The following is a 23,922-nucleotide window of genomic DNA, read 5'->3' as shown; positions in this document are numbered from 1 at the left end:
TGGGTTACCCGCATTTTCAATTCTGTTCATTCTAATATCAATAATACTTGGCGACTTTAGTCTTACATCACGTTTCTAAATCTTTTAAAAAAAAAGAAGTTTTGAAAGATGTTTCTTTTCAAATTGAGACGGGTGATATTTTGGGACTCTTTGGTCGCAATGGTTCTGGAAAATCTACGTTGTTAAAGTTGCTCTTCGGAAATATGAAGGCTGATAGTATTAAGGTTTCAATGAATAGTAATGAGATTAAAATTTCCGAAGTTATTCCTAAACAATTTATTAGCTATTTACCACAAGATCCTTTTTTACCAGCACATGCGAAAGTTAGAGATATCATCCCCATGTTTCATAGTGGAGAGGCGGAGCAAGACCGCATTTTTTATGATCCGCAAATAGCTACAATGACTAATAAGTCAATGAAGGATTTGTCTCACGGTGAACGAAAGTATTTTGAAGTGGTATTGATGAGCTATCTTCCACATCCATTTTTGATGCTTGATGAACCCTTTTCAATGTTAGAACCTTTGCATAAGGAAAGATTAAAATTATTTTTAACTTCGGTTTCAAAATTAAAAGGTATTATAATTACAGATCATTATTATAATGATGTGCTTGAGATTAGCTCACAAAACCTCGTTATTAAAGATGGAAAAGGTCATCTCATTAAAACTACTGAAGATTTAAAAAAATTAAATTACATATTATAATATGAAAATGCACTTAGCTCAATTAAACCTTGCAGACGCTATTGCTGATATGGACTCTCCAATTATGGCAGATTTTGTTAATAATACAGATCGCATTAACGCTCTTGCAGAGAAAAGCTCAGGTTACATTTGGAGTTTAGAAGAACGACCAGAGCAAGAAAAAGAAGACAGAGTGGCTATTTTTGGCAAGGATAGTTTATTGGTAAATATGAGTGTTTGGAAAGATAAAGCCTCACTTTTTGACTTTGTATATAAGTCTGTTCATAAAGATATAATGATTAGAAAAAAAGAATGGTTTGCAAAACAACCAAAAATGCACATGATTTTATGGTATGTACCTGTGGGGCATCAACCTAAAATTTCAGAAGGAAAGGAACGACTCGAATTTTATAGAGCTAATGGAGCTTCTTCTTACGCATTTAGTTTTAAAGATAATTTTCTCCAATAAATTGTATATAAAAAAAACCCCAAATTGCTTTGAGGTCTTTGATTTAATTAATTATGTTAGGATTATCCCTTAGGCATAATTACAGTATCAATAGCATGTATAACACCGTTTGAAGCATCTACATCTGCCATAACAACTGTTGCTGTTTTTCCAGTAGCATCTTTAATCATAACTTTACCGTCTTTTTCCATTAACGTAATGTTTTGACCTGCTAGTGTAGTAACATTATAAGCGTTGTTATTATCTTTAATTGCTTTCATTACAGCAGGAGCCATAAATTCACCTTTAACTACATGATATTTAAGTAAATTTTGCAATTTAGCTTTGTTTTCATCTTTCATTAAGTTGTCTAAAGTAGCCTGTGGTACTTTAGCAAAGGCATCATTAGTAGGAGCAAATACTGTATACTCTCCTTCTGCCATAAAAGTTTGTGCTAATCCTGCTTGCTTTAAAGCTGTAACTAACGTTGTGAAATTTTCGTTACCCATTGCTACTGCAGCAATAGTATTTTTCTCAAATTCCATTTTAGCCATTTTCTCAACTTCTTCTGCTTGAGCTTTAGCTTCCATTTCCATTTTTTCTGCTTCAGCCTTAGCTTCAGCTTCTTTTTTCTTAGTATCATCACAAGAAGCAAATAGTAAACCTACTACTGCAATTGATACGAACATTTTTGACATTTTCATAATATTTGTTTGTTTAGTGTTTAACATTGTTAAGACAAATGTACTTTGAGTATTTGCTAATTTTTATTAAAAGAAATTAATATTAAGTTAAATTGTTGTGTCAATATCTTTTCGATGAGATGCCTTTATAATCGCTTTAGATTTTTTCTGAAATTTTAAAAATGCATATCTTTAAATCATTATTAATTTAAACAATGTAAACAATGGTTAAGGCTAAATATCAAAACGTTCTAGACTTAGGTGAAAAGCTTAAAATACAAAACGGAGACGTCAAAGTTGACGGAAATAAATTACATATTACTGGTGTAGCTAATACGGCTTATGAGAAAAATTTATTATGGGACGAAATTAAAGCTTCTGGTGGCGAAAACCCTGCTGATATTATGGCAGACATTACCGTTGCTGATACTACTGTATATGCAAGACATACTGTAGAAAGCGGCGAGTCTTTAAGCAAAATAGCAAAACATTACTATAAAGACCCAATGAAATACAACGCTATTTTTGAGGCAAATAAAAACATACTTAAAAGCGCAGATGTTATCCATCCAGGACAGGAATTAGTTATTCCTAATATCTAGAATTTATATTCACGAATAAAAAAACCTCATTACTCGCGTAATGAGGTTTTTTTATTAAATGTAAAAATTGTTACTTATTGTAATCCACTAATATATCCACCATAGACGTCTTTAAATCGAAGTCCATCTGTTAAATTATATTTACTTAGCTTCTTCATTTCAACTAAGGCCCAAAGAATAAACTCTTTAAAAAAGGGTTGATCTTCTTCTGAAATTTCTGGTGCATATTCCTTCATTAAATCATCTAAAGGCTCTATACGGTCAAGTTGTAATTGATATTCATTGTCATCTAGCGTTTCTAACAACTCAAAACTACTCTGTTCAAAGAACCACGTCACAACATCTGCATAAGGGTCTTTATCATCAGCTTTTTGAAGCTTTTCAATTTTTGGGAAATATTCTAAAAATTGGCTTTTTACTGCATCTGCAATTAATTGATTTGCAACTACGTTTGCACCTTCTTGTTCTCCTTCATAAACTAGCTCAACTTTTCCTGTTATAGCTGGTACAATACCTAAAAAATCACTCAATCGCACAGCAGTTTTTTTGTCACCATTATGCAATGCTCTTCGTTCTGCTGTACTTAACAAATTTTGAAAAGCGCTAATACTTAAACGAGCACTAACACCACTTTTTGCATCAATAAACTCGCTCTCTCTAGCCTCAAAACTTATCTGTTCAATAATATCTTTTGCTAACGCTGGCACATAAATATTGCTTTTCTCTGCAGATGCTGCCGCCGTTTCTTGTTCTGTTATTGTTCTAGCAATTTTTAAATCATGTGGGTAGTGTGTTAATATTTGTGACCCTATTCTATCTTTTAACGGAGTTACTATGCTACCTCTATTTGTATAATCTTCTGGATTTGCAGTAAACACAAATTGAATATCTAAAGGTAGTCGTAATGCAAAACCTCTAATTTGAATATCACCTTCTTGTAAAATATTAAACAATGCTACTTGAATACGAGCTTGTAAATCTGGTAATTCATTAATAACAAAAATGCAACGATTTGCACGAGGAATCATCCCAAAATGAATCACTCTATCATCCGCATACGTTAGTTTTAAATTAGCTGCCTTTATAGGGTCGACATCACCTATTAAATCTGCAACAGTTACATCTGGTGTAGCTAACTTTTCAGCAAAACGTAAATCCCTGTGCAACCAAGTTATAGGAGTGTCATCTCCATTTTCTTCAAGTTCATTTTGGGCATATCTTGAAATGGGCTCAAATGGGTCATCGTTAATTTCGCTACCAGCTACAACTGGAACATATTCATCAAGCAGTGAAACCATTTGGCGTGCTAAGCGAGTTTTAGCTTGCCCTCGCAATCCCAATAAATTAATATTATGTTTAGAAAGAATAGCACGTTCAAGCTCAGGGACTACGGTATATTCATACCCGTGAATCCCTTCAAAAACTACTTCTTTCTTCATCATTTTTTGAAGTAAATTGCGACGCAATTCTTCTTTTACTGTTTTGTGTTCAAATCCAGCTTTTTTAAGTTCACCGAATGTTTTTATATTATCTATCTTCATATCGTTTTATTATGTCTATCCTATTCATTAATTGATGAGCAAAATTTTTTAAATCAGCTATTACAATTTCCGTTTTCTATTATTCTCATAATCTGTAAAAATCATCTCTCCTAAGCCTTGCAGAGCTGTGTAAAAAGCTTTGCCTTGATTTGCCTCCGTAAAATTATCAACAAATTGCTGTAAGTACGGATCGCTAGCTATCATAAAAGTTGTAATGGGAATATGCAATTTTCTTGCCTGTGCTGCCATCATATAACATTTATTAACTATGTGCTCATCTAGCCCATTACTATTTTTATAATAACGCCCATCTGGTAGTCGCAAACAACTAGGTTTTCCATCGGTTATCATAAAAATTTGCTTGTTTGTATTGCGTTTTCGGCGCAACATATCCATCGCTAATTCCAATCCTGCCACAGTATTTGTATGATAGGGACCTACATTTAAATAAGGTAAATCTTTAATTTTAATGGGCCAAGCATCATTTCCGAAGACAAGTATGTCAAGCGTATCTTTAGGGTAGTGTGTAGTAATCAATTCGCTGAGTGCCATCGCTACTTTCTTTGCTGGTGTAATCCTATCCTCACCATATAAAATCATTGAGTGACTAATATCAATCATTAATACAGTACTCATTTGTGATTTATGCATGGACTCCTCTACAACAAGATCATTCTCCGTCAAGCGGAAATTTTCTGCACCGTTATTAATTTGAGCATTCTTTATACTTTCGGTCATGCGTATATTATTTAAGCCATCACCAAATTGGTAATTTCTAAAATCACCAGATTGCTCATCACCACTACCTACATATTTTGTTTTATGATTTCCTTGTCCGCTTCTTTTTATTTTACCAAAAATTTGTTCTAAGGCACGCTTTCTAAGTGAGCGTTCTAACTTTTCAGTAATAGACATCCCTCCTTTTCCATCACCTTTATCACCACCTTTTCCATCAGGTTTAAATTCTTCCCTAATAAATCCACGGTCTTTTAACTCTTGAATAAAATCTTCTATTGTGTAATCTGCTGTAGTCAACTCATACTCTTTATCAAGTTGTCTTAGCCAATCAATAGCTTCATCAAAATCGCCAGAGGTATGTGTTATAAGCTCTTGAAAAACTTCAAATAAACGGTCAAATATGGATTTTTCTTTTGGGGTATGTTTTGTAAAAACAAAACCTGCACGCGGAGTTTTCTTCTTCATATTATAAAATTACGACTTAAATGCTGAAGAATTTAATACCAAATGTTAAACAAAAGTTAGAGTATTGTTTTTTACAATTTTATTAAGAATAACTGCTTTCAAAAAAAATTAATTTGTCACAAAACCAAAAACAATGATAATAAACAAACTACTTATAAATCTTCTCATATTACAAGAAGATGTTACTGGACCTAAAGATAAAGAAGGAGAAATAGATATAAACCCAACATCTATTATTGAAAAATTAGACAAATGGCTTGATAGTTTTATAAAAGCATTACCTAATATTTTAATTGGTATTGCTATACTAATAGCATTTGTTTTTATTAGTCGCTGGGTAGGTAATCTTGTTAAAAAGATGCTCAAGAATAAGGGACGTAAAAACTTTGGAGATCTTTTAGGTTCATTTACTAGATATCTAGTTATGATTGGTGGTATTGCTTTAGCATTGACAATTATGGCGCCCAACTTAAGCCCAGCCGATTTGATTGCTGGAATGGGAGTATCATCTGTAGCAATAGGTTTTGCATTTCAAGACATCTTACAAAACTGGCTTGCAGGGATTTTAATATTACTTCGTCAACCCTTTGAAATTGGTGATCAAATAATTGTAAATAATTATGAAGGTACCGTTGAAAAAATAAAAACCCGAGCAACAATTATAACAACGTATGACGGTAAACGAGTTGTTATTCCTAACAACACCGTTTACAATACATCTGTAGTGGTAAAAACTGCACACGAGTTTATACGTTCGCAATACGACATTGGTTTAGGATACGATGAAAATTATCTAGAAGCCATGAAAATTTTAAAAGAAACAGTTCAAAAAATAGATGGAGTCACTAGTGAAAAACCTGTAGAAACTTTAGTGTGGGATCAAGCAGATAGTTGGTTAACAATTAGAGTACGTTGGTGGACTAAAAGTGATCGTGCAAGTGTAGTTCATGTCTGGAGTGATGTTATTCATGATACTCAACAGGCAATGAACGAAGCTGGTATAGATTTACCATTCCCTACACAAGTTGAAGTTCATAATGCGCATGATTTAAAAGAAGCGCGTGATGATAAAGAAAGAGAAATTAACATACATAAAGAGACAAAATCAAAAAAAGCCTCAGAGAACAATAAAAATGAGGGAGAGGAATAAATTTTAATATCATCTTATACATCCCTAAAAAGTCAAAAAACAAAGACTTTTTAGGGATTATTGTTTAAATACTTTCAGTTTGGAACCTATCTTTTTATCTTTAAAACTGAAATAGAACAATATTAAAAATATAGTTTTTCAAATCACTAACAACTATGAAAAAAATTCTCCTTTTACTACTGCTTTCTGTAGCCTTTAATGGTAATGGTCAAGAACTAACAAACGATATTTTAAAAGATGTAAAACCAAGAAACATTGGTCCAGGCGGGATGTCTGGGCGCGTTACCTCAATAGATGTAGTTACCGAAAACCCAGAAATTATGTACGTGGGTACTGCTAGTGGTGGGCTTTGGAAATCTACTAGTGGTGGAATAAAATGGGAACCTGTTTTTGATAATGAGAAGACTGCATCTATAGGTGCGGTGGCAATACAACAATCAAATCCATCTGTTATTTGGGTAGGTACTGGTGAAGGAAATCCACGTAATAGCCTAAATGGAGGATATGGAGTTTACAAATCACTAGACGCTGGCCGAACATGGAAATCAATGGGTTTAGAAAAAACCCGTCACATTCATAAAGTAATAATTGACCCAACAAACCCTGATATAGTCTATGTAGGTGCAATAGGCTCTCCATGGGGTGTCCATGAAGAACGTGGTGTTTATAAAACTGTTAATGGTGGCGAAACCTGGGAACGTATTTTATTCAATAATAGAAAAACAGGAGTTGCAGATATGGTAATGGACCCAACAAATCCTAACAAATTAATTGTAGCAATGTGGGAACATAAACGTGACCCTTGGTTCTTTAAATCTGGCGGTGAAGGCTCTGGAATGTTTATAACGCATGATGGTGGTAAAAATTGGGAAGAACGTACAGATAAAGATGGTTTACCTAAGGGAGAGTTGGGTAGAATAGGATTAGCTATTGCACCAAACAAACCAGATGTTGTGTATGCACTAGTAGAAGCAAAGAAAAATGCCCTTTATAAATCAACAGACGGGGGTTTTACTTGGAACAAGCATAATGACAAAAGTGATATAGGTAACAGGCCATTTTATTACAGCGACATTTTTGTTGACCCTCAAAATGAGAATAGAGTTTATTCTGTTTTTACATATGTAAATGTAAGTGAAGATGGAGGGAAAAATTTTGAAGAATTAATGCCTGCATATGGTGTTGATAATGGTGTACACCCTGATCATCATGCATGGTGGATACACCCCACAAATGGTAATTTAATGATTGATGGTAATGATGGTGGAATGAACATTACTAGAGATGGTGGAAAATCGTGGCGATTTATTGGAAATCTACCCGTAGCACAATTTTATCATATTAACGTAGATAACGAATATCCCTATAATGTGTACGGTGGAATGCAAGACAACGGAAGCTGGAGAGGTCCTGCATACGTATGGAAAGCACAAGGAATTCGCAATAGTTACTGGCAGGAAATAAGTTTTGGAGATGGTTTTGATGTTGTCCCAGATCGTGATGATAGCCGTTATGGTTGGAGTATGAGCCAGCAAGGCTCTGTGAGTCGTTATGACCATATTACCGGTAATAATTACACGATAAAACCTACACATCCTGACCCAGAAGTTAAGTTAAGATTTAATTGGAACAGTGCCATAAACATTGACCCATTTGATAATAGTACAATATATTTTGGAAGTCAATTTGTTCATAAATCAACAGACAAGGGGTTGACATGGAATGTGATCTCGCCAGATTTAACAACTAATGACCCCGAAAAGCAAAAACAAGGTGAGAGTGGCGGATTAACAATGGATGCTACAGGAGCAGAAAATCATACTACTATTCTAGTCATTGAACCATCTTCAGTTGAAAAAGATGTTTTATATGTAGGGACAGATGATGGACGTGTACACGTAAGCAAAAATGGTGGACAAACTTGGGATGAAATTTCGAGACTATCTGGCTTACCAACTGGCAGCTGGATTACTCAAATTAAAGCTAGTAACAAGACTAAGGGTGAAGCCTTAATCGTAGCCAACAATTATAGAAGATTTGATTACAAACCATATGCGTATCGTACTACAGACTACGGTCGCTCTTGGAGCCGCATTGTAAATGAGCAAGATACAGAAAGTTACGCGCTTTGTATTATAGAAGATACTGAAGAGAAAAACTTACTGTTCTTAGGTACTGATGATGGACTCTACTACTCAACAAACGCTGGATTTACATGGACAAAATGGACACATGGATTCCCTACTGTTTCAGTAAAAGATTTAGTGATACAAGAGCGAGAAAATGACTTGGTGATTGGAACCTTTGGTCGTGCAGCTTGGGTGTTAGATGATATCCGCCCATTACGTGCCATTGCTAAAGATAAAAATATATTAAATGAAAAACTCAAAGTTTTTGAACCGCCCGTTGCCTATCAAGCAGCCTATCAACAGCCTACTGGAAGCCGTTTTGGCGGCGACGCAATGTACAATGCAGAAAACCGAAACAGTGGTGCATTAATTTCTTATTATTTTAAAGGGGAAGGCAAAGCCGAAATGGATAACAACAAAGAAAAAGGCAATGATGATACAGATGAAAATGACGAAGATGAAAAAGATAATGAAGCTAAAATTTCCGAAGAAAAAAATGAAGGGCCTGGAAAAGATTCAATTTATATGAAAATATATGATGGAGACAGATTGATTAGAACATTAAAAAGAAAAGTGCCAGATAGCACTGGCATCTACAAATGGCGCTGGGGAATGCAAGAGGCTGGCGTTAATAGACCTTCAAGAAGCGTCAAAAAATCTACAAGAGAACCAAGAGGAACTGAAGTTAAACCAGGAACTTATAGAATTGAAATGCTGCACGATGACGTAATTACACAAACAACGATAAAAATAAAAAGTGATCCTCGACTTAATAATACAGAAAACGCAGTAACAGAAGCTTACAATGCATCAAAAGAAATTGAGAAAATGACAAATACAGCGGCAGATGCGGTGCGCCAATTAGTAGAAAGTAAAGAAGCTGCTTCAAACTTGAGAAAGAAAATGAAAGATGAAGCGGAGGAAAATTCTAAAGAAAAAAATCTTTATAAAGAGGAAATTAAGGCTAGTAAGGATATCGTTGAGAAAATTGATAATTTAATTGCTTTATACATAGGTAAAGTTGATAAACGTCAAGGAATTACTCGTAATCCTGAAGTTACTGTAATGAATAGAATAGGTACAGCTAGTTGGTATAGTGGCAGTCGCCCTAATGGCTTAACTACGACTGAGCACACTTTGATAAAGCAAGCAAATGATGAGCTTAAAGAAGCATTAACAAAGACAAATGCATTTTTAAATACTGAATGGCAAACATATATAAACATGGTAAAAAGCATTGAAATACCTATGTTTAAAGAAGTAAGAATAATTAAAATTGACTAATAATAAAGATTAAAAATTAATGAAAAAAGTAATATTATCAGCAGTACTAAGCATTTTCAGTTTATTACTATTTGCACAAGAAAACCCCAAAGACGAATTGGGAACTTGGTATATTTTAGCTTCAAATAGTAAAATTTCAGAAAAAATTAATGTGCAGTTGCAAACCCAATTTAGATTTTATGAATTAGCTAGTGAACTACAACAATTTAAAATAAGAACAGGTGTAACATATAAAGTAAATAACACAGTTATGTTTGGTGCAGGATACGGGTATTTTTTAAATGACCCTAGTTATCTTTCAGAAACTCCCGAAAATTTTAATGAGCACCGTTTAGTCCTTGATGGACATTTGAGAAACAAATTTACAAAGCTCACCCTTAATCACCGCTACCGTTATGAACATAGATTTTTTGATGGTGGCATGGATAGTAGTGGATGGATGCGTTACATGTTAAAGGCAAGTTATCCTATAAATGAGAAAGTTGCAATAGACCTTTACGACGAAGTTTTTATAAATGTTCAAGGCACAGATAATTTTGCCCAGAATTGGATAGGTGGTGGTGTTTCGTATAAAATTAATGACTTAATAAATACGCGTCTAGGATATCAAAATATTCAAACCTCAGGAATTGATTTTGATAGGTTATTAATAAGCCTAACATTTAAACCAGATTTTACAAAAGCAGATGCGCAATAAATCTGCACATTTAACTTTAAAACTAAATTAAAATGAAATCATCAAAAATCACATTTACTAATGCCCAAGGAACAACACTTTCGGGACGCTTAGATTTACCATTAGAACAAGAGCCACACAACTTTGCAATTTTTGCACATTGTTTTACGTGTACAAAAGATTTTAGTGCGGTACGTAATGTAAGTAAAGCATTAGCTAGTGAGGGTTTTGGCGTTTTACGTTTCGATTTTACTGGACTTGGTGATAGTGACGGTGATTTTGCAGATACAAATTTTTCCAGCAATGTGGCAGATTTAGTGGAGGCTGCAAACTTTCTTGCTCGAGAACATAAAGCACCTTCCCTACTTGTAGGTCATTCCTTAGGCGGCGCAGCGGCTATTTTTGCAGCTTCAGAAATTCCTAGCGTGTTAGCTCTTGCCACAATTGGAGCACCTAGTAACCCTGTACATGTGAAGAAGCAATTTGGCCATCAGGCAAATGTTATTGAAAACGATGGACAAGCAAATGTAACTTTAGCGGGTCGTGACTTTATTTTTAAAAAACAATTTTTTGATGATCTTGACCAGCAAAGTTGCGAAGCTGCAGCAGCTAAACTTGACGGAAAAGCATTACTCATACTTCATTCACCACAAGACGCAACAGTGTCTATAAAAAATGCTGAAGAAATTTATCACGCAGCAAAACACCCTAAAAGTTTTGTAACCCTAGACGGCTCTGAGCATTTATTAATTGATAAAAAAAATGCATCTTATGTAGGTAAAGTAATTGCAGGTTGGGCTGCCCGCTATATTGAAGTCCCACTGCCAGATGTTATTAAATCAACGCACCAAGTAGTGGCAAGCTTAGACGATGAAGATGGATTCACAACACTTCTCAAACTTGGGTCCCATTATATGAAGGCTGATGAACCTGTGCGTGTAGGCGGTAATGATTATGGACCTACTCCTTATGAGCTACTTGCTGGAAGTTTATCCGCTTGTACCGCGATGACTATTCAAATGTATGCAAAGCGTAAAGGGTGGCTTATTGAAAATGTAGAAGTACACACAAGCTACTCTAGAGATTATGCAGCAGACTGTGAGGCTTGTGAAGAAAGTGAATCAAATAAAATTGACACTTTTCACCGTGAAATAAAACTCATTGGAGACTTTGACGAAAAACAACGTAAACGATTATTACAAATAGCAGATAAATGCCCAGTGCATAAAACTTTGCATAGTGAAACTCAAATTATCACAGCACTTGTGTAATTTAATTGTATGCTGAAATCAAAAAAATATGAAGTTTCAAAGGAAGGACCATATTTTGTTATCCTACCTGAAGCATTAGCTGAACAATTTCTCAATGCTGGACATAAACGCGCGCGAGTTGTTGCTTCTTTTAATAAAAAAGAAATTTCATTCCATGCAGCAATAAGAAAAATTAAAGGAGTTTATAGAATGATGTTTAGCAAACAACATCAAAAAGAACTTGGGATGTGTCCTTCAGATTATTTTACAATTCAGTTTTTTGAAAACACCACAAAATATGGTGTAGAAATGCCAGAAGAACTCGAAGCTGTTTTAGAAAGTGACCTAGAATTTATGGAGGCTTTTCAAACATTAACAGACGGTAAAAAACGTAATTTAATTTACACCATTAAACGCTACAAAAGTTCACAGACAAAAATTGATAAAGCAATTACCATCTCAGAGAATTTAAAGAGAGGTATTGTTGACCAACGGCTGTGGATTAAACCTGTTTAGTTTAATCTCTTTTATCTATAATTATAGGTATTGTAAAACTTCAAATCGTCTTTTTACTATTACATGTCTAATCTAAAGATCCAAAAATAGATTTATTGACACCAACCCTATCTTTAAAAAAACATATAAATCATCAAGAAGACTACTTTTTTGAGTAGTACTGACTTTTAAATTTTTCATAAAATGTTGTCTACGGAAATGTTAAACTGTACCTTAGTCATAGATTAACCCTAACAATTATAGACATGAAAAAATTAGCACTTGCTACATTAAGTATATTGGCAATCACTTTTACGAGTTGTAAAAATGAAGCAAAAAAAACTGAAACCGAAACCGAATCTACGGTAACAGAAATGAAAAATGAAAATGAAAAAACACTTTCGGAAACATCTAAAAGTGTCGCATTTATGCTAGAATCTAAAAGCGGCGGGAATGCTACTGGAAAAGTTAATTTTAAACAAGATGGTGACATGGTCATGTTTGAGGCTTCACTGTCTGGATTAAAACCAGGGATGCATGCAATACATATTCATGAAAACGCTGATTGTTCTTCAGAAGATGGGAAATCTGCTGGAGGGCACTGGAATCCTACTATGAAAAATCATGGTAAATGGGGAGATGAGGCTGGATATCATAAAGGCGATATAGGTAATTTTAAAGTAGAAGATGATGGTACTGGTTCCATAAGTATGCAAACTAATGAGTGGTGTATAGGTTGTGGAGATAATACTAAAGACATCCTTGGAAAATCAATTATAGTACATCAAGGTATAGATGATTTTAAATCACAACCTTCTGGAGATGCTGGTGCAAGAATGAGCTGTGGTGGAATTATCCAATAATAATAAAGCATAAAAATTAAAAACCGATTGAAATTTCAATCGGTTTTTTTACTATGGGGCTTTTTAGCGGCACTGCAATCATCGTGCTTAAGTGTTGTTTCATAGTGTACTTACTATTATTCAAAAACAATACCACTATTTTTAATAAAGAATTATGTTTCCATAACCGACGATTTATTTTTTTTATTACCTTTCAAAAAAACTCAAAAAATGAGACAACCAGACGAATTAATTCTTGAAATGCAAAACGGAAATGAAAAGGCATTTGCAAGAATTTATACATTATACTCTGAGGCTCTATACGGTATAGTTTATAGTGTAGTGCGTGATAGCGACCTTGCCGAGGAGACACTCCAAGATGTATTTATTAAAATATGGAATAATTCTAAGTCCTATGATATTAACAAAGGACGCTTTTTTACTTGGGCATTAAATATTGCTCGCAATACATCGATTGATGCTACACGTTCTAAAGCATATAAAAATTCAAAGAAAAACCTATCTACGACAAATTTCGTAGATATTATATCAAGTACAGATAACTTAAACAAAAAAACCAACTCTATTGGCATTGCCAAATTTGTAGAACGATTAAAACCCGTTTGTATCAAAATTATAGACTTGCTCTATTTTAAAGGATACACACAAGTTGATGCAGCCAAAGAACTTGAAATGCCTTTGGGAACAATTAAAACAAGGAATAGAAATTGCATCAAAGAATTACAGATGCAGGTTTTAGGTTAATTTGATAAAAGATTACAAATGACAACAACAGAATTAATAGAATCTGGAACATTAGAGCTTTATGTTTGTGGTGCATTGCCACAGGATGAAGCACAATATGTCTTTGAAGAAATTCAAAAAAACAAGGACGTCCGCTCAGAGGTCCAAAGAATTGAAAATACATTGATGAATTTATCATCAGAGGCTGCTCCTGCACTTTCAGTAATGAACTGGACTAGTATTTTAAATGCAATAACCAGAACAAGAACTCTTGGAAAAGATACGAGTAGTAATACAACAAACTGGGGCGCTATTACTGGATGGGCTGCTGCAATTGCATGTGTGGGTGGTATTTTCTGGATGTTAAATCAAAATAATGAGCTTGAAAATCAAGTTACCATAAGTACTGAGGAAAGAAATATGCTTGAAGAAGAGCTAGAGGCATCTACAGATATGCTTGTAGCAAATGAAGCCCTATTAGATGTAATTCGTTCAAAAGATTACAAAGCTTATACACTGCCAGGTAACCAAGCAGTTGCTCCCACCGCATATAGTAAGGTATATTTTAACAATGATACAAATGTTGCGTATATTGACACTAAAGGACTCCCTGAAGCTCCCGAAGGTAAAGTATATCAAGTATGGTCACTTATGTTAGAGCCATTAACACCTACGAGTATGGGATTAATTGACGACAATACATTAGCCTCAAATGGGGTTCATAAATTTGAGAACTTGAAAGATGCTCCACAAGCATTTGGAATCACACTTGAGCCAGCCGGCGGAAGCGAGTCTCCAACCCTTTCTCAATTATATACTTTAGGAACAACCGCTCCTTAATAATTTAAAAACATAACTATAAAATGAAAGCCTCATAATTACATGAGGCTTTTTTCTGCGGAAATGTGGCGAGATTATATTTATCTAGACTATTAAAAAATAGTTGAACTTGTTATCGGATAAAATTGAAATAGTAGAAGAGTTTGTAGCTATAAAGATATTTTACGTTTGTTTTATTTTTTAAAGTAAATTCTTTTAGATTCTGGAATAGTCTCTTTAAATTAAAACTTTTCGTATAAAAATGAAGTGTTTTCATCAGCTCTTAAAACTCACATAGCAAGTTTTAGTTAAGTTTTTCATTATAAGTTTTCCTAGTCCCTTTCTTTGAAATTTAGGAAGAATACCAATTTCAACAATTTGACAAAATCAACCTCAATCTCCAATAATTCTGCCCATCCCAATGATTTCTTCATCAAATTCAAGCAGTATTGAATGAATTGAGTTTTCTAATCCAATTTGAATAGCTTCATTAATTTTACTCGATAATCCACATTCAATTTTTAACCTTTGATAAATTTGAATTGGAATTTTTTTCTACTATTATAAATTATCATAAATCGTTTTAAAAAAAGAAGGTTTATTAATGAAGGTATTATTTAATTAAATTCGATTTAGTTAGTATATGGGCAACCTCATAAATCACAATTTATATATTATATACGAAAAGTAAAATATTTTATAATCATCAACCAAATATGACTTATGAATTCAAATGTATAATGTATTTAAAATTTCAGTATAAAAAAAGCGTCCCCAACCACGAGGACGCTCAACTAACAAAAAAACTCTGAAAAAATCGAATTTAATCGATTTTGAGTGATCATTACTCTGTATGATCAACCAACCTTTCAACTATATTTACGGTATAATGCAATTATTGGTTTTTAAAACTATGTTAAAGTTATAACTTTTCTACCTCTGCTGCTAGTACTGGACCTATCTCATAACTAGCTCCTTGCAGCTCTTCCTTGATAGGTTCAACTTTATCTTTTAGACCATTTGCTTGGTATACGAGTGCACTATGATATAATGCCATAGGCTCATATGTTTTTTCTGCAACGTGCTCTTCGATTGTTTTTAACGCCTCCTTTTTTTGACCATTTTTCAACTGCGCTAATGCTAATAATTGATAGGCCTCCGGAGTTTCCCTGTTATTTACTTCTTCGTTTGCTAATGCTAGTGCTTTTACAGGATCTCTATCAACGAGTACTTCTATTTTATATGTATTATACATAGCGCCATACATTGGGTTAGCCGCTTTTTCCATAAAGGTGTCTAAATATGCGTTTGCTTTTATTGTGTCTCCATCAAACTCAGCCATTTCTGCTTTGAGAAGGTAATAGTCTGGAATGTTGTGATGTACTATAATACTATCAAGTATTCTATTAGCTTCGGTAGTGTTTTTTTCTTTTGAATATTTCATCCAAGCAATTCCTTTTTTTGAATAAGAATTATCTGGTTGCAATTCTAATGTTTTAATATAATGATTATAAGAGTCATTTAGCCTTCCTGCATGGCCATAGAAATCTGCAATGTTAGAATAAGTCCAGATTTTTAATGCTTTAGTGTCTCTAGATTCTGCAATATCTTTTGCTTTTTCTAAATACCGTATTGCACTATCAAGCTCTCCATTATAGTCACTCCATTTTGCTACTCTAATAAGGTAATTATAGTCGCCATTGTTTCTGAAATTTCCAAGCATTTGATCTGCTTTTTCATATTCTCCTAACTCCATGTAGACATCAAAAAGCATAAACTCTGTAGCTCTTTTATTTGTTGGTCCGGCGTATAAATCTTCGAGTAATGTTTTGGCTTCTTTAAATCTATGCTGTGAAATATAATTATGAGCAAGTCCTCTTACGTAGGGATCTTTTGATGCCGCTATTTCTATTGCTCTTTTGTATAATACCTCAGAATTTTTTAATGCATTAATATTTCCGCTTGCGTCAAAAAGACTTGAGTACGCTCCTGCTAATGCACCTATATCTCCTATTCCGGTAGTATCTTTATCCAAGCGTTTTGACCAATAGGCAACTTCTTGCTCAGCGTTTACTGTTGATTGCTTGTTTACATTATTTAAGTAAGCCTCATAACTTGAGGTCTCAACAATTTCAGCTTTTGGGGTTTCGTTTTTACAAGACACTATTAATAGGACTACAGTAGCTGTATAGATTAAATATTTGATGTTCATGTTGAATATATTTTATATACAAAAAGAGCAATGAATTGCTCTTTTTAATACGTGTTATTATTAATTTTAATTAGGTATCTCTAAATGAGGAAAAGCACCAAAAACTCTTGTTCCTACTCCTACTCCATCGCTTGTTAATTGTGGTGTACCATTGTTTCCGTCAAAACGTGTTCCTGACATACCACCAAACATTAATGTTAGTGAAATATCGATTACATCATCATTAAGATTACGTCCTGTAAGAATATTAGTTCCATCATAATAAGTTGTTGTTCCTTCTGGTGCAACTTGAAGTGCATCAAAATTTGCAAGCACTGTTGTAAATGTCGCTGCGTTCATCCCTAATATATTTTCCTCGTAATCAAGGTCTTCTGGATCAATCATTAATGCTGCTGCATATACATCATGATACAACTCTAAGGTATTTTGAAAAGTAGCTTGAAATGTTTCTGTTTGTCCATCTTGTAAAGTTCCTCTCATAGCTGTAGGTACTTTATTGAATAAGTCTTTAACTGCATCGCTCCCACTAAATACTGTATTTACTCCTGGTCTTCCCATTACATCTTCTTGTATGAAAGTACCAGTAAAATCTAATGCAACTCCTGTATCTTCACAGGCTTCACAAGGTCCGCCACAATCTATTCCTGTTTCTTCTCCGTTAAGTATTCCATCTGAGCATGTTGACTGTTCAATTATATTTGCGTTATCATCATCATCATTACATTGTACAAATAGTAAAGAGATACAAATTGCAACGAATACTGCTGTTATTTTATATATTTTCATGTTTTTCGTTTTGAAATTTATAACTCTTAATTTGATTTTCTTTTTGTTGACACCCATACATTGTAGGCGTTAGGAGCTCCTCCTGGAGGTAGAATTTCTGCTGCTACTGCAACATGTGTAGGCGCTGTTCCAAGCATTGAGTTAGGAACCTCAACAGCTACAGATAATACGTTTAGGTCTTCAAAAAAATCTGATGCTTCGCCAGATGGCAAAAATCCTTCGGGGGCAACTGAACCAGATGCAACTAAATTAAATCGATTAAAATCAAAATAAAATGGGTCTCTTCTAGGCCCTGCATAGACATTTAAACTATTTGCTGTTGTAACCTCAACTTCTTCACCAGTAGAAATCTTTACAGCAGTTCTGGCAGCAAAAGTATTAACTGTACTTTCTAGTCCTGTTTCTGCTGGAGCTGCAGGTCCAAAGAAATACATAGAGTCTCCTCTTCTTATTGCTTGTATTACTAAATCTTCAACAAAATCACCAGTATTATCAATATTAAACTCTATTAAAACATCTTCATCAAATTGAGCATTTGCTGTTTGCTGTCCTGATGCAAGCGGTCCTTGTATTGTAGCTATAAACACAGTATTATTAGGGTTATCACCCTCAAAAGCATATAAATCTGCTATATCACTTTTGGTGCCTTCAACTTGAGGAGCATCCACATGGTCTGCAGACAATAAGAATACAGAGCTAACTGCTATTCCTACCATACCAATGGCAGCTATAATTTTTGTTCTTTTCATAATTTATTTAAATTAATTTTTCTAAGGTTTAAAAATATCATTTTTAAGAGGAAGTTGCTAATAACTATGGTCATAATACTAGATAAAAATTTGTTAAGACTAAAAATGATAAAAAAAAAGAGCATCCAAATTGAATGCTCTTTAGTACGTGCCTCAAAATTTAATTAATTAGGAGTATTTAAGTAAGGGAATGAACCAAAAGTTCTATCTCCAACACCTACACCATCACTAGTTAATTGTGGAGTACCATTGTTACCGTCAAAACGTGTTCCTGACATACCACCAAACATCAATGTTAAAGATACATCGATAACATCATCAGTTAATTTTCTTCCTGTTAATGCTAGCCCAGTTGCTGGATTAAAATAAATTGTTTCTCCTTCTGGAGCAACTTGTAAAGCATCAAATTGAGCTAATACTGTAGTAAATGTAGGAGCATCAAGTCCCAAGATATTTTCCTCGTAATCTAAATCTTCAACTGGAATGTTTAATGACATAGCATAAACATCATGATAAAATTCTAAAGTTTCTTGGAATATAGGCTGAAATGAAGCTCTATCTGTAGGTATTCTACTATTAAAATCATTCTTTACAGCATCACTACCACTAAACACAGTGTTAATACCTGGTCTTCCCATAGAATCTTCTTGAGACCAAGTCCCTGAAAAATCAACTGCTACAGGCTCATCATCTTCAATAATTAATATGTTATCGTCATCGTTACCACATTGTACAAACATGAGAGAAGTACAAACTGCAACAAATAATATTCTTAATTTATATGTATTCATTTTTATATGTTTTAAAAATTATAATTTTGTTTATTTCTTCTTAATTGTTTTTTCTCTTAGTTGTAACCCATACATTATATGCATTAGGAAGTCCATTGATTCCAACTGCTCCAGCTACGTGAGCAGGTGCATCGCCTAATAAAGAGTTAGGTACTTCAACTACAGCTGCTAGTACATTTAAGTCTTCGAAAAAATCTGATGCTTGACCTGGAGGTAAAAAACCTTCTGGTGCCACAGCTCCTGCAACTACCATATTAAAACGGTTAAAGTCAAAAAAGAAAGGATCTCTTCTTGGTCCTGCATACACTTGGATTCCTCCATTATTTGCTGTTTGAACATCACTTGATGTACTAACCTTAACAGCAGTACGAGTTGCACTTGTAAATACTTGACTAGTTAAACCTGTTTGTCCTGCCGTTACGTTGTGAGGTCCAAAGAAATACATTGAATCTCCTCTCTTAACAGCTTGAATTACTACATCTTCAATAAAATCTCCAGTATTGTCAATATTAAATTGAATCATTACATCCTCATCAAAAGTAGCACCCGTAGTTGCTGAACCTGCTGCTAATGGCCCTTGTACTGTTGCTACAAATACTGTATTGTCTGGATTATCTCCTTCAAATGCATATAAATCTGCAATGTCAGTTTTAGTTCCCGCTACAGCCGGAGCATCAACGTGATCTGCCGCAATAAATACAATTGCTGCAATGGCTAATCCCATTCCACCAATGGCTGCGAAAAGTTTTGTTTTTTTCATAATAGTTTTGGTTTTAAAATTTAAATATTCTTTATTTACTTTAACTTACGGTAAAACTACAGACACGGTTTTTCATGAGTCGTTAATCTTGTGTTAACAGAAGTTTTATGCAGTTAATCTATTCACAATAACAAGTTTTTTATCACAAATACTCTTAAAGAAATTAATATTAGCTATGAACCCATCTGCTTCAGACTGGATAAAAAAGTTTTTAAGCCTTTATGCTAATCAGCCTAAACACAATGACTGGCAACACTTTTATGATGGTCTTAAAGGGACTGGTTTTTTGTACGGGATCTCAATGGGACTTGTTTCAGAAATAAAAAGCACAACTATTAAGCTTAATATTGATGAAATGACTAAAGTGAATTTATTTCATTCACTCCTATATACTCATTTTAATATATATCCAGAAAATTCTAAAGAAAATGCCATTACTTCAATTTTAGAGTTTTACAAACACTTAGATAGAGGTAAAAAAGGATGGTTTAAAAAATTGCTTAATGAAAAGGTTGAAACTCGAATATTAGAAGAAATTATTGCAAAGAGATTACAAGAATCAAACACCTTCTTAAAAGTGAATGCTGTTTCATTGTTAACCTATGCCTTATTATTCATGGACGTGCTAGCATATAATGAGTATTTAAAAAATGGAATAAAACCAAAAACCTACATAAAACAAACAGAGCGATTAGTTATTCTTTCTTGTTTTTTAGCGCTACAATCAAAACTCAAAAAAAATAAATACGACCGACTTTTAATTGAGTTGTTTGAAAACTCCTCACAATATTTAATAGATGATGAGACTCCCGTTTCATTAAAAGTATTTAAAGACCTTTCACTTACTCCTATTGAAAAACATTATTTGCTTGATGTTTCGAGTCTTGCAGTTTGGGAAGATTCTATTTTAGATGCTTCGGAAATATTATTTCTTGAAAACCTTGCAGCTTCATTAGACCTGCCAACCAGTATGGTGGCTGAAAGTGTTTCTTCGTTGCAGCAATTTTCAGAAAGAAACACCACTAAGGTTGCACTTTTTGAGTATTCAAACCCTATTAAACAATTTTATAAACAATCTACAAATACGGTAAAGAGACTCATCTTAAGAAACCAAGCAAGATTAATACAAGAGCTTGCCGAAAGTGGTGAATTAGTAAAATTATTAAGCTATTCTACAAGACGTGATTTAGATATCACTGAAAAGAAAAAAGTGAAGGAACAATTATTAGACATCTGTAAGACAATCCCATCTTTAACTATTTTTCTATTACCTGGAGGAACTATTTTACTCCCCTTGTTAATTAAATTTATTCCTAAAATGTTGCCATCAGCATTTGATGAAAACCGAGTGGAATAACTTAGTTATTAGTTAATTTTAAAACTACCCCAACCAAACTTTAAAATCCTTTACTCGTTCTCTTGCTACAATTACATCTTGATCTTTATAACTTTCCAGTTTAAGTTGTAATCTAGAGTTTGTGTAAGAAATGATGTCTTTAATAGCATTTATATTAATATAAAATTTACGGCTTACTCTAAAAAAAACTTCTGGATTTAGTTCTCCTTCTAGTTCCTCTAATGTGGTATCTAACAAATAATCTCTTCCTTCAATAGTATGAGCATAAGTACCTTTATTTTCACTATAAAAACATTCAACCTCATCAACTGCAATCATTTTAATGTGCTGCCCTATTTTTGTTGTAAATCGTTTTTTGTAATCTCGCTCTACAGGGTTAGTGAGTAATTTTTTTATGTCATCAAAATTAAATTGTATCGCTTCTTTGTTTGGTGTTCGTGCTTTATATTTATTAACGGCAGCAATCAATTCATCTTCATCTATGGGTTTTAATAAGTAATCAATACTATTTAATTTAAATGCTTGTAATGCATATTCATCAAAAGCAGTAGTAAATATAATAGCACTATTAATTGTGACTGTTTCAAAAATTTCAAAAGATAATCCATCACTTAATTGAATGTCTAGAAAAATTAATTTGGGATGTTCGTTGTTTTGAAACCACTCTATAGACTCTTCCACACTGTGCAACATTATATTTACTGTTACATCAAGCCTTTCAAGCATTCGCTGTAATCTTCGTGCGCTTGGCTTTTCATCTTCTATAATTAATACATTCATTTAAATTTGCTTTGGTTGGCTAATATTTCGGCTCTGCCTTAAAAATTTATTTTTAAATTAATTGCGGTCTACTTCTTTTCCCATTTTCCAGATTGTTGTAATGGTTTTCATGTTATCCATTTTGTCAATTGGACTTTCATCAAGTAAAAGCATGTTTGCTTTAAATCCTTCTTTGATATATCCCATGTCTTTTAAACCAAAATATTTTGAGGGATTTGAAGTTGCCGTTTTTAAAACTTCAATGTTTGGAATTCCTGCTTTTGAAAACAAAACCATTTCTCTATACAGGTCTGTCCCATAATTAATCTGAGCGTTTGGAGGGTCTGTTCCTGCTAATAAAGGAATGCCTGCGTCGTAGAGTTTTTTAGCTTCAGCAGTGATAGCTTCATTAGTCATAAAGTTATTTGTAGGGCTACTTTTTCTAATAGCCTCTAATGCTAAATGAGATGTAAGCAATGTGGGAATTACAAAAAACTCATTTTTAGATTTTAAAACTTCAATTTCTTCCTGCGTTATTGGCAAGTCCCACCACACGTGTACTAATCCATCTGCCCCATTACTCAAAACTTGGTATGCGTCATCTAGTTTTGAAACGTGAACTACTGCTATTTTATCTTTTCTATGAGCAACTTCGATCAACTCTTTTACTACATAATGTGATAATGTTTCTTTCCAAGGCTCTACGATTATTTTAATGTAACTCGCTCCTGCTTCTATTCTTTTATCTATAAAATCTGTAGCTTCAGCAACCATTGTTAATGTAGGAGCTGGAAATCCAAATTGCGTTCCGTGTCCACCTGGGGCCGTTGCCGCTGAACCAGCGTAATAAAAATCTGCATAGTTTGTACTATCCTTAAATGTCTCTTGCATTTGTCGTTGGTATGGCTCCATTCCATGCATATCAAATACCTGTAATACACCGGCACTGGCTGCTTCATTTAAGCTCAACGCGGAGAAAGCATGTACGTGACTATTAGTAAGAGCAGGCATTAAAAATTTACCATTTCCATCAATAACTTCACTATTAGAATTTATCTTCGGGGCTACTCTTACAATCATTCCGTTTTCAACTAAAACTGAAGTCTTTTCAATCAATTTCTCACCGTCGAAAACTGTGACGTTTTTGATTACAAAGTTTTGTGCGCTTGTTACTGAAAATGCAAAAACACTTACCACTAAAAAAAGTAAACTTTTCATCCTTCTTAAAATTTTATTGTTGTTTTTGTATCCTCCTCATTCATGAATTGCTCCATTTTTTGTTGTTCCCATTTTTTGATAAAGCCAAATTTAAATTGATATACGTATAAAGCATGAATAGCTAATCCTATTCCCCAAAATATTGCGGTTCCAAAAACATTCCAATCAATCCAATTATAAAAATCTTCATTTATTGCGTCTGTGCTTCTACTTGAAAACCTGTAAAAGCGATACGAAATAAGTAAAAAGTTTATTACTAAATATGCTGTAAGGTGTTTATAAAATCCTTTTAAAGTTTCTATGCGCTCTCTTGCTTGTTTATATTTTAAGTGTTCTTTTGTTCTCATGACTAAAATTTTACCGTTGGTTCATTATCGTTTTCTTCCATAAATTCTTTCATTTTACGAGCTTCCCAATTTTTACCCATAATTGGATTCCATTTAAAAGCTTTTGCTCCTTGAAAGAAGAGTCCTAAACCCCAGCCACCAACTGCCCATAAAAACCATGGATGTCTCCATTGGTCAACATAATAATTAAGTGATGCTATAAAAATAGCAAAGATGATAAAGAAGGTTAAACTCATATAAAACTTTTTTATGAGCGTAAGACGTTCCTTTGCTCTATAATATTTATCGTCCTTTCTAAAAGTTTCCATAATCCGTTGTCTTTTTAATTATAGCTTAAAAGTACTGTGAGTATATTGTTTTTAAAATTTATAAATGCTCAAATGTCGTTTTT

At 33.6% G+C, this 23,922-nt stretch carries 24 protein-coding genes; 12 read left to right on the top strand and 12 right to left on the bottom strand.

Annotated elements, in window-relative coordinates; all coding sequences use genetic code 11:
• Positions 1-47 precede the first annotated feature (47 nt).
• Both GB234_RS07175 and GB234_RS07170 read left to right on the top strand, forming a co-directional pair.
• Positions 48-707 (top strand): ATP-binding cassette domain-containing protein, encoded by a 660-nt coding sequence (locus tag GB234_RS07175; RefSeq protein WP_151893872.1) that lies wholly within the window; start codon positions 48-50, stop codon positions 705-707.
• 1 nt (position 708) lies between these two features.
• The gene (locus tag GB234_RS07170; protein WP_151893871.1) at positions 709-1,155 is read left to right on the top strand and encodes a DUF3291 domain-containing protein; all 447 of its coding nucleotides are present in this window, start codon (positions 709-711) and stop codon (positions 1,153-1,155) included.
• Positions 1,156-1,217: 62 nt separating this feature from the next.
• On the opposite strand, the gene GB234_RS07165 is transcribed toward GB234_RS07170, so the two are convergent.
• Positions 1,218-1,823, bottom strand: coding sequence for a fasciclin domain-containing protein (locus tag GB234_RS07165; protein ID WP_235906081.1), 606 nt, complete (start codon positions 1,821-1,823; stop codon positions 1,218-1,220).
• 218 nt (positions 1,824-2,041) lie between these two features.
• Between GB234_RS07165 and GB234_RS07160 the strand changes: the two genes are divergently transcribed.
• Complete coding sequence (locus GB234_RS07160) at positions 2,042-2,419, top strand: LysM peptidoglycan-binding domain-containing protein (RefSeq protein ID WP_151893870.1); 378 nt, start codon at positions 2,042-2,044, stop codon at positions 2,417-2,419.
• A gap of 74 nt (positions 2,420-2,493) precedes the next feature.
• Here GB234_RS07160 and GB234_RS07155 read toward each other — a convergent pair whose 3' ends face one another.
• The gene (locus GB234_RS07155; protein WP_151893869.1) at positions 2,494-3,960 is read right to left on the bottom strand and encodes a MoxR family ATPase; all 1,467 of its coding nucleotides are present in this window, start codon (positions 3,958-3,960) and stop codon (positions 2,494-2,496) included.
• A gap of 60 nt (positions 3,961-4,020) precedes the next feature.
• Positions 4,021-5,163, bottom strand: coding sequence for a vWA domain-containing protein (locus tag GB234_RS07150; protein WP_151893868.1), 1,143 nt, complete (start codon positions 5,161-5,163; stop codon positions 4,021-4,023).
• Between the two features lie 133 nt (positions 5,164-5,296).
• Between GB234_RS07150 and GB234_RS07145 the strand changes: the two genes are divergently transcribed.
• The 8 genes from GB234_RS07145 to GB234_RS07110 all read left to right on the top strand — a co-directional run bounded on the left by GB234_RS07145 (position 5,297) and on the right by GB234_RS07110 (position 14,573).
• Positions 5,297-6,313, top strand: a complete 1,017-nt coding sequence (locus GB234_RS07145) for a mechanosensitive ion channel family protein (RefSeq protein WP_151893867.1) — start codon at positions 5,297-5,299, stop codon at positions 6,311-6,313.
• Between the two features lie 155 nt (positions 6,314-6,468).
• Complete coding sequence (locus GB234_RS07140; protein ID WP_151893866.1) at positions 6,469-9,726, top strand: WD40/YVTN/BNR-like repeat-containing protein; 3,258 nt, start codon at positions 6,469-6,471, stop codon at positions 9,724-9,726.
• Positions 9,727-9,745: 19 nt separating this feature from the next.
• Positions 9,746-10,423 carry a DUF2490 domain-containing protein gene (locus GB234_RS07135; protein WP_151893865.1) on the top strand — a complete coding sequence of 226 codons (678 nt, stop codon included), beginning with the start codon at positions 9,746-9,748 and terminating at the stop codon, positions 10,421-10,423.
• Between the two features lie 32 nt (positions 10,424-10,455).
• Entirely contained in the window at positions 10,456-11,673 is a 1,218-nt protein-coding gene (locus GB234_RS07130) for a bifunctional alpha/beta hydrolase/OsmC family protein (RefSeq protein ID WP_151893864.1), read from the top strand.
• A gap of 9 nt (positions 11,674-11,682) precedes the next feature.
• Positions 11,683-12,168 carry a YdeI/OmpD-associated family protein gene (locus tag GB234_RS07125; protein ID WP_151893863.1) on the top strand — a complete coding sequence of 162 codons (486 nt, stop codon included), beginning with the start codon at positions 11,683-11,685 and terminating at the stop codon, positions 12,166-12,168.
• Between the two features lie 245 nt (positions 12,169-12,413).
• Positions 12,414-13,010: a superoxide dismutase family protein gene (locus GB234_RS07120; RefSeq protein ID WP_151893862.1), complete on the top strand. Its 597-nt coding sequence runs from the start codon at positions 12,414-12,416 to the stop codon at positions 13,008-13,010.
• A gap of 210 nt (positions 13,011-13,220) precedes the next feature.
• The gene (locus tag GB234_RS07115; RefSeq protein ID WP_151893861.1) at positions 13,221-13,754 is read left to right on the top strand and encodes an RNA polymerase sigma factor; all 534 of its coding nucleotides are present in this window, start codon (positions 13,221-13,223) and stop codon (positions 13,752-13,754) included.
• An 18-nt stretch (positions 13,755-13,772) separates the two neighbouring features.
• On the top strand, positions 13,773-14,573 hold the full coding sequence (locus tag GB234_RS07110) for an anti-sigma factor (protein ID WP_151893860.1): 801 nt from the start codon (positions 13,773-13,775) through the stop codon (positions 14,571-14,573).
• 901 nt (positions 14,574-15,474) lie between these two features.
• Here GB234_RS07110 and GB234_RS07100 read toward each other — a convergent pair.
• From GB234_RS07100 to GB234_RS07080, 5 genes are all read right to left on the bottom strand, one after another.
• The gene (locus GB234_RS07100; protein WP_151893859.1) at positions 15,475-16,764 is read right to left on the bottom strand and encodes a tetratricopeptide repeat protein; all 1,290 of its coding nucleotides are present in this window, start codon (positions 16,762-16,764) and stop codon (positions 15,475-15,477) included.
• Between the two features lie 66 nt (positions 16,765-16,830).
• Positions 16,831-17,550 carry a DUF4331 domain-containing protein gene (locus tag GB234_RS07095; protein ID WP_151893858.1) on the bottom strand — a complete coding sequence of 240 codons (720 nt, stop codon included), beginning with the start codon at positions 17,548-17,550 and terminating at the stop codon, positions 16,831-16,833.
• A gap of 26 nt (positions 17,551-17,576) precedes the next feature.
• The gene (locus GB234_RS07090) at positions 17,577-18,299 is read right to left on the bottom strand and encodes a DUF4331 family protein (protein ID WP_151893857.1); all 723 of its coding nucleotides are present in this window, start codon (positions 18,297-18,299) and stop codon (positions 17,577-17,579) included.
• A 164-nt stretch (positions 18,300-18,463) separates the two neighbouring features.
• Positions 18,464-19,090: a DUF4331 family protein gene (locus GB234_RS07085; RefSeq protein ID WP_151893856.1), complete on the bottom strand. Its 627-nt coding sequence runs from the start codon at positions 19,088-19,090 to the stop codon at positions 18,464-18,466.
• Between the two features lie 40 nt (positions 19,091-19,130).
• A complete protein-coding gene (locus tag GB234_RS07080) occupies positions 19,131-19,850 on the bottom strand; it encodes a DUF4331 family protein (RefSeq protein ID WP_151893855.1) in 720 nt (239 codons plus the stop codon).
• Positions 19,851-20,025: 175 nt separating this feature from the next.
• On the opposite strand from GB234_RS07080, the gene GB234_RS07075 reads away from it, so the two are divergent.
• Positions 20,026-21,207: an LETM1-related biofilm-associated protein gene (locus GB234_RS07075; RefSeq protein ID WP_151893854.1), complete on the top strand. Its 1,182-nt coding sequence runs from the start codon at positions 20,026-20,028 to the stop codon at positions 21,205-21,207.
• Positions 21,208-21,231: 24 nt separating this feature from the next.
• Here GB234_RS07075 and GB234_RS07070 read toward each other — a convergent pair whose 3' ends face one another.
• Genes GB234_RS07070 through GB234_RS07055 form a run of 4 tightly spaced genes read right to left on the bottom strand, consistent with a single transcriptional unit; the run spans position 21,232 to position 23,839 of the window.
• Positions 21,232-21,987 carry a LytR/AlgR family response regulator transcription factor gene (locus GB234_RS07070; RefSeq protein ID WP_151893853.1) on the bottom strand — a complete coding sequence of 252 codons (756 nt, stop codon included), beginning with the start codon at positions 21,985-21,987 and terminating at the stop codon, positions 21,232-21,234.
• 57 nt (positions 21,988-22,044) lie between these two features.
• Positions 22,045-23,184, bottom strand: a complete 1,140-nt coding sequence (locus tag GB234_RS07065) for an amidohydrolase family protein (RefSeq protein WP_151893852.1) — start codon at positions 23,182-23,184, stop codon at positions 22,045-22,047.
• A gap of 5 nt (positions 23,185-23,189) precedes the next feature.
• Positions 23,190-23,531 carry a 2TM domain-containing protein gene (locus GB234_RS07060; protein WP_151893851.1) on the bottom strand — a complete coding sequence of 114 codons (342 nt, stop codon included), beginning with the start codon at positions 23,529-23,531 and terminating at the stop codon, positions 23,190-23,192.
• A 2-nt stretch (positions 23,532-23,533) separates the two neighbouring features.
• Positions 23,534-23,839: a 2TM domain-containing protein gene (locus GB234_RS07055; RefSeq protein WP_151893850.1), complete on the bottom strand. Its 306-nt coding sequence runs from the start codon at positions 23,837-23,839 to the stop codon at positions 23,534-23,536.
• Positions 23,840-23,922: the final 83 nt, after the last annotated feature.

It is taken from the genome of Patiriisocius marinistellae, assembly GCF_009014635.1.
Classification (GTDB): Bacteria; Bacteroidota; Bacteroidia; order Flavobacteriales; family Flavobacteriaceae; genus Patiriisocius; species Patiriisocius marinistellae.
The sequence above is the reverse complement of the archived record's forward strand: the minus strand, read 5'-3'. Positions and strand labels throughout refer to the sequence as shown.

Bases quoted from the DNA above. Each gene is read 5' to 3' on its own strand.
- GB234_RS07070 (WP_151893853.1), bottom strand. From the start codon at position 21,987: ATGAATGTATTAATTATAGAAGATGAAAAGCCAAGCGCACGAAGATTA.
- GB234_RS07140 (WP_151893866.1), top strand. From the start codon at position 6,469: ATGAAAAAAATTCTCCTTTTACTACTGCTTTCTGTAGCCTTTAATGGT.
- GB234_RS07130 (WP_151893864.1), top strand. From the start codon at position 10,456: ATGAAATCATCAAAAATCACATTTACTAATGCCCAAGGAACAACACTT.
- GB234_RS07085 (WP_151893856.1), bottom strand. From the start codon at position 19,090: ATGAATACATATAAATTAAGAATATTATTTGTTGCAGTTTGTACTTCT.
- GB234_RS07170 (WP_151893871.1), top strand. From the start codon at position 709: ATGAAAATGCACTTAGCTCAATTAAACCTTGCAGACGCTATTGCTGAT.
- GB234_RS07090 (WP_151893857.1), bottom strand. From the start codon at position 18,299: ATGAAAAGAACAAAAATTATAGCTGCCATTGGTATGGTAGGAATAGCA.
- GB234_RS07155 (WP_151893869.1), bottom strand. From the start codon at position 3,960: ATGAAGATAGATAATATAAAAACATTCGGTGAACTTAAAAAAGCTGGA.
- GB234_RS07060 (WP_151893851.1), bottom strand. From the start codon at position 23,531: ATGAGAACAAAAGAACACTTAAAATATAAACAAGCAAGAGAGCGCATA.
- GB234_RS07125 (WP_151893863.1), top strand. From the start codon at position 11,683: ATGCTGAAATCAAAAAAATATGAAGTTTCAAAGGAAGGACCATATTTT.
- GB234_RS07055 (WP_151893850.1), bottom strand. From the start codon at position 23,839: ATGGAAACTTTTAGAAAGGACGATAAATATTATAGAGCAAAGGAACGT.
- GB234_RS07120 (WP_151893862.1), top strand. From the start codon at position 12,414: ATGAAAAAATTAGCACTTGCTACATTAAGTATATTGGCAATCACTTTT.
- GB234_RS07145 (WP_151893867.1), top strand. From the start codon at position 5,297: ATGATAATAAACAAACTACTTATAAATCTTCTCATATTACAAGAAGAT.
- GB234_RS07100 (WP_151893859.1), bottom strand. From the start codon at position 16,764: ATGAACATCAAATATTTAATCTATACAGCTACTGTAGTCCTATTAATA.
- GB234_RS07095 (WP_151893858.1), bottom strand. From the start codon at position 17,550: ATGAAAATATATAAAATAACAGCAGTATTCGTTGCAATTTGTATCTCT.
- GB234_RS07160 (WP_151893870.1), top strand. From the start codon at position 2,042: ATGGTTAAGGCTAAATATCAAAACGTTCTAGACTTAGGTGAAAAGCTT.
- GB234_RS07075 (WP_151893854.1), top strand. From the start codon at position 20,026: ATGAACCCATCTGCTTCAGACTGGATAAAAAAGTTTTTAAGCCTTTAT.
- GB234_RS07150 (WP_151893868.1), bottom strand. From the start codon at position 5,163: ATGAAGAAGAAAACTCCGCGTGCAGGTTTTGTTTTTACAAAACATACC.
- GB234_RS07165 (WP_235906081.1), bottom strand. From the start codon at position 1,823: ATGTTCGTATCAATTGCAGTAGTAGGTTTACTATTTGCTTCTTGTGAT.
- GB234_RS07115 (WP_151893861.1), top strand. From the start codon at position 13,221: ATGAGACAACCAGACGAATTAATTCTTGAAATGCAAAACGGAAATGAA.
- GB234_RS07080 (WP_151893855.1), bottom strand. From the start codon at position 19,850: ATGAAAAAAACAAAACTTTTCGCAGCCATTGGTGGAATGGGATTAGCC.
- GB234_RS07135 (WP_151893865.1), top strand. From the start codon at position 9,746: ATGAAAAAAGTAATATTATCAGCAGTACTAAGCATTTTCAGTTTATTA.
- GB234_RS07065 (WP_151893852.1), bottom strand. From the start codon at position 23,184: ATGAAAAGTTTACTTTTTTTAGTGGTAAGTGTTTTTGCATTTTCAGTA.
- GB234_RS07110 (WP_151893860.1), top strand. From the start codon at position 13,773: ATGACAACAACAGAATTAATAGAATCTGGAACATTAGAGCTTTATGTT.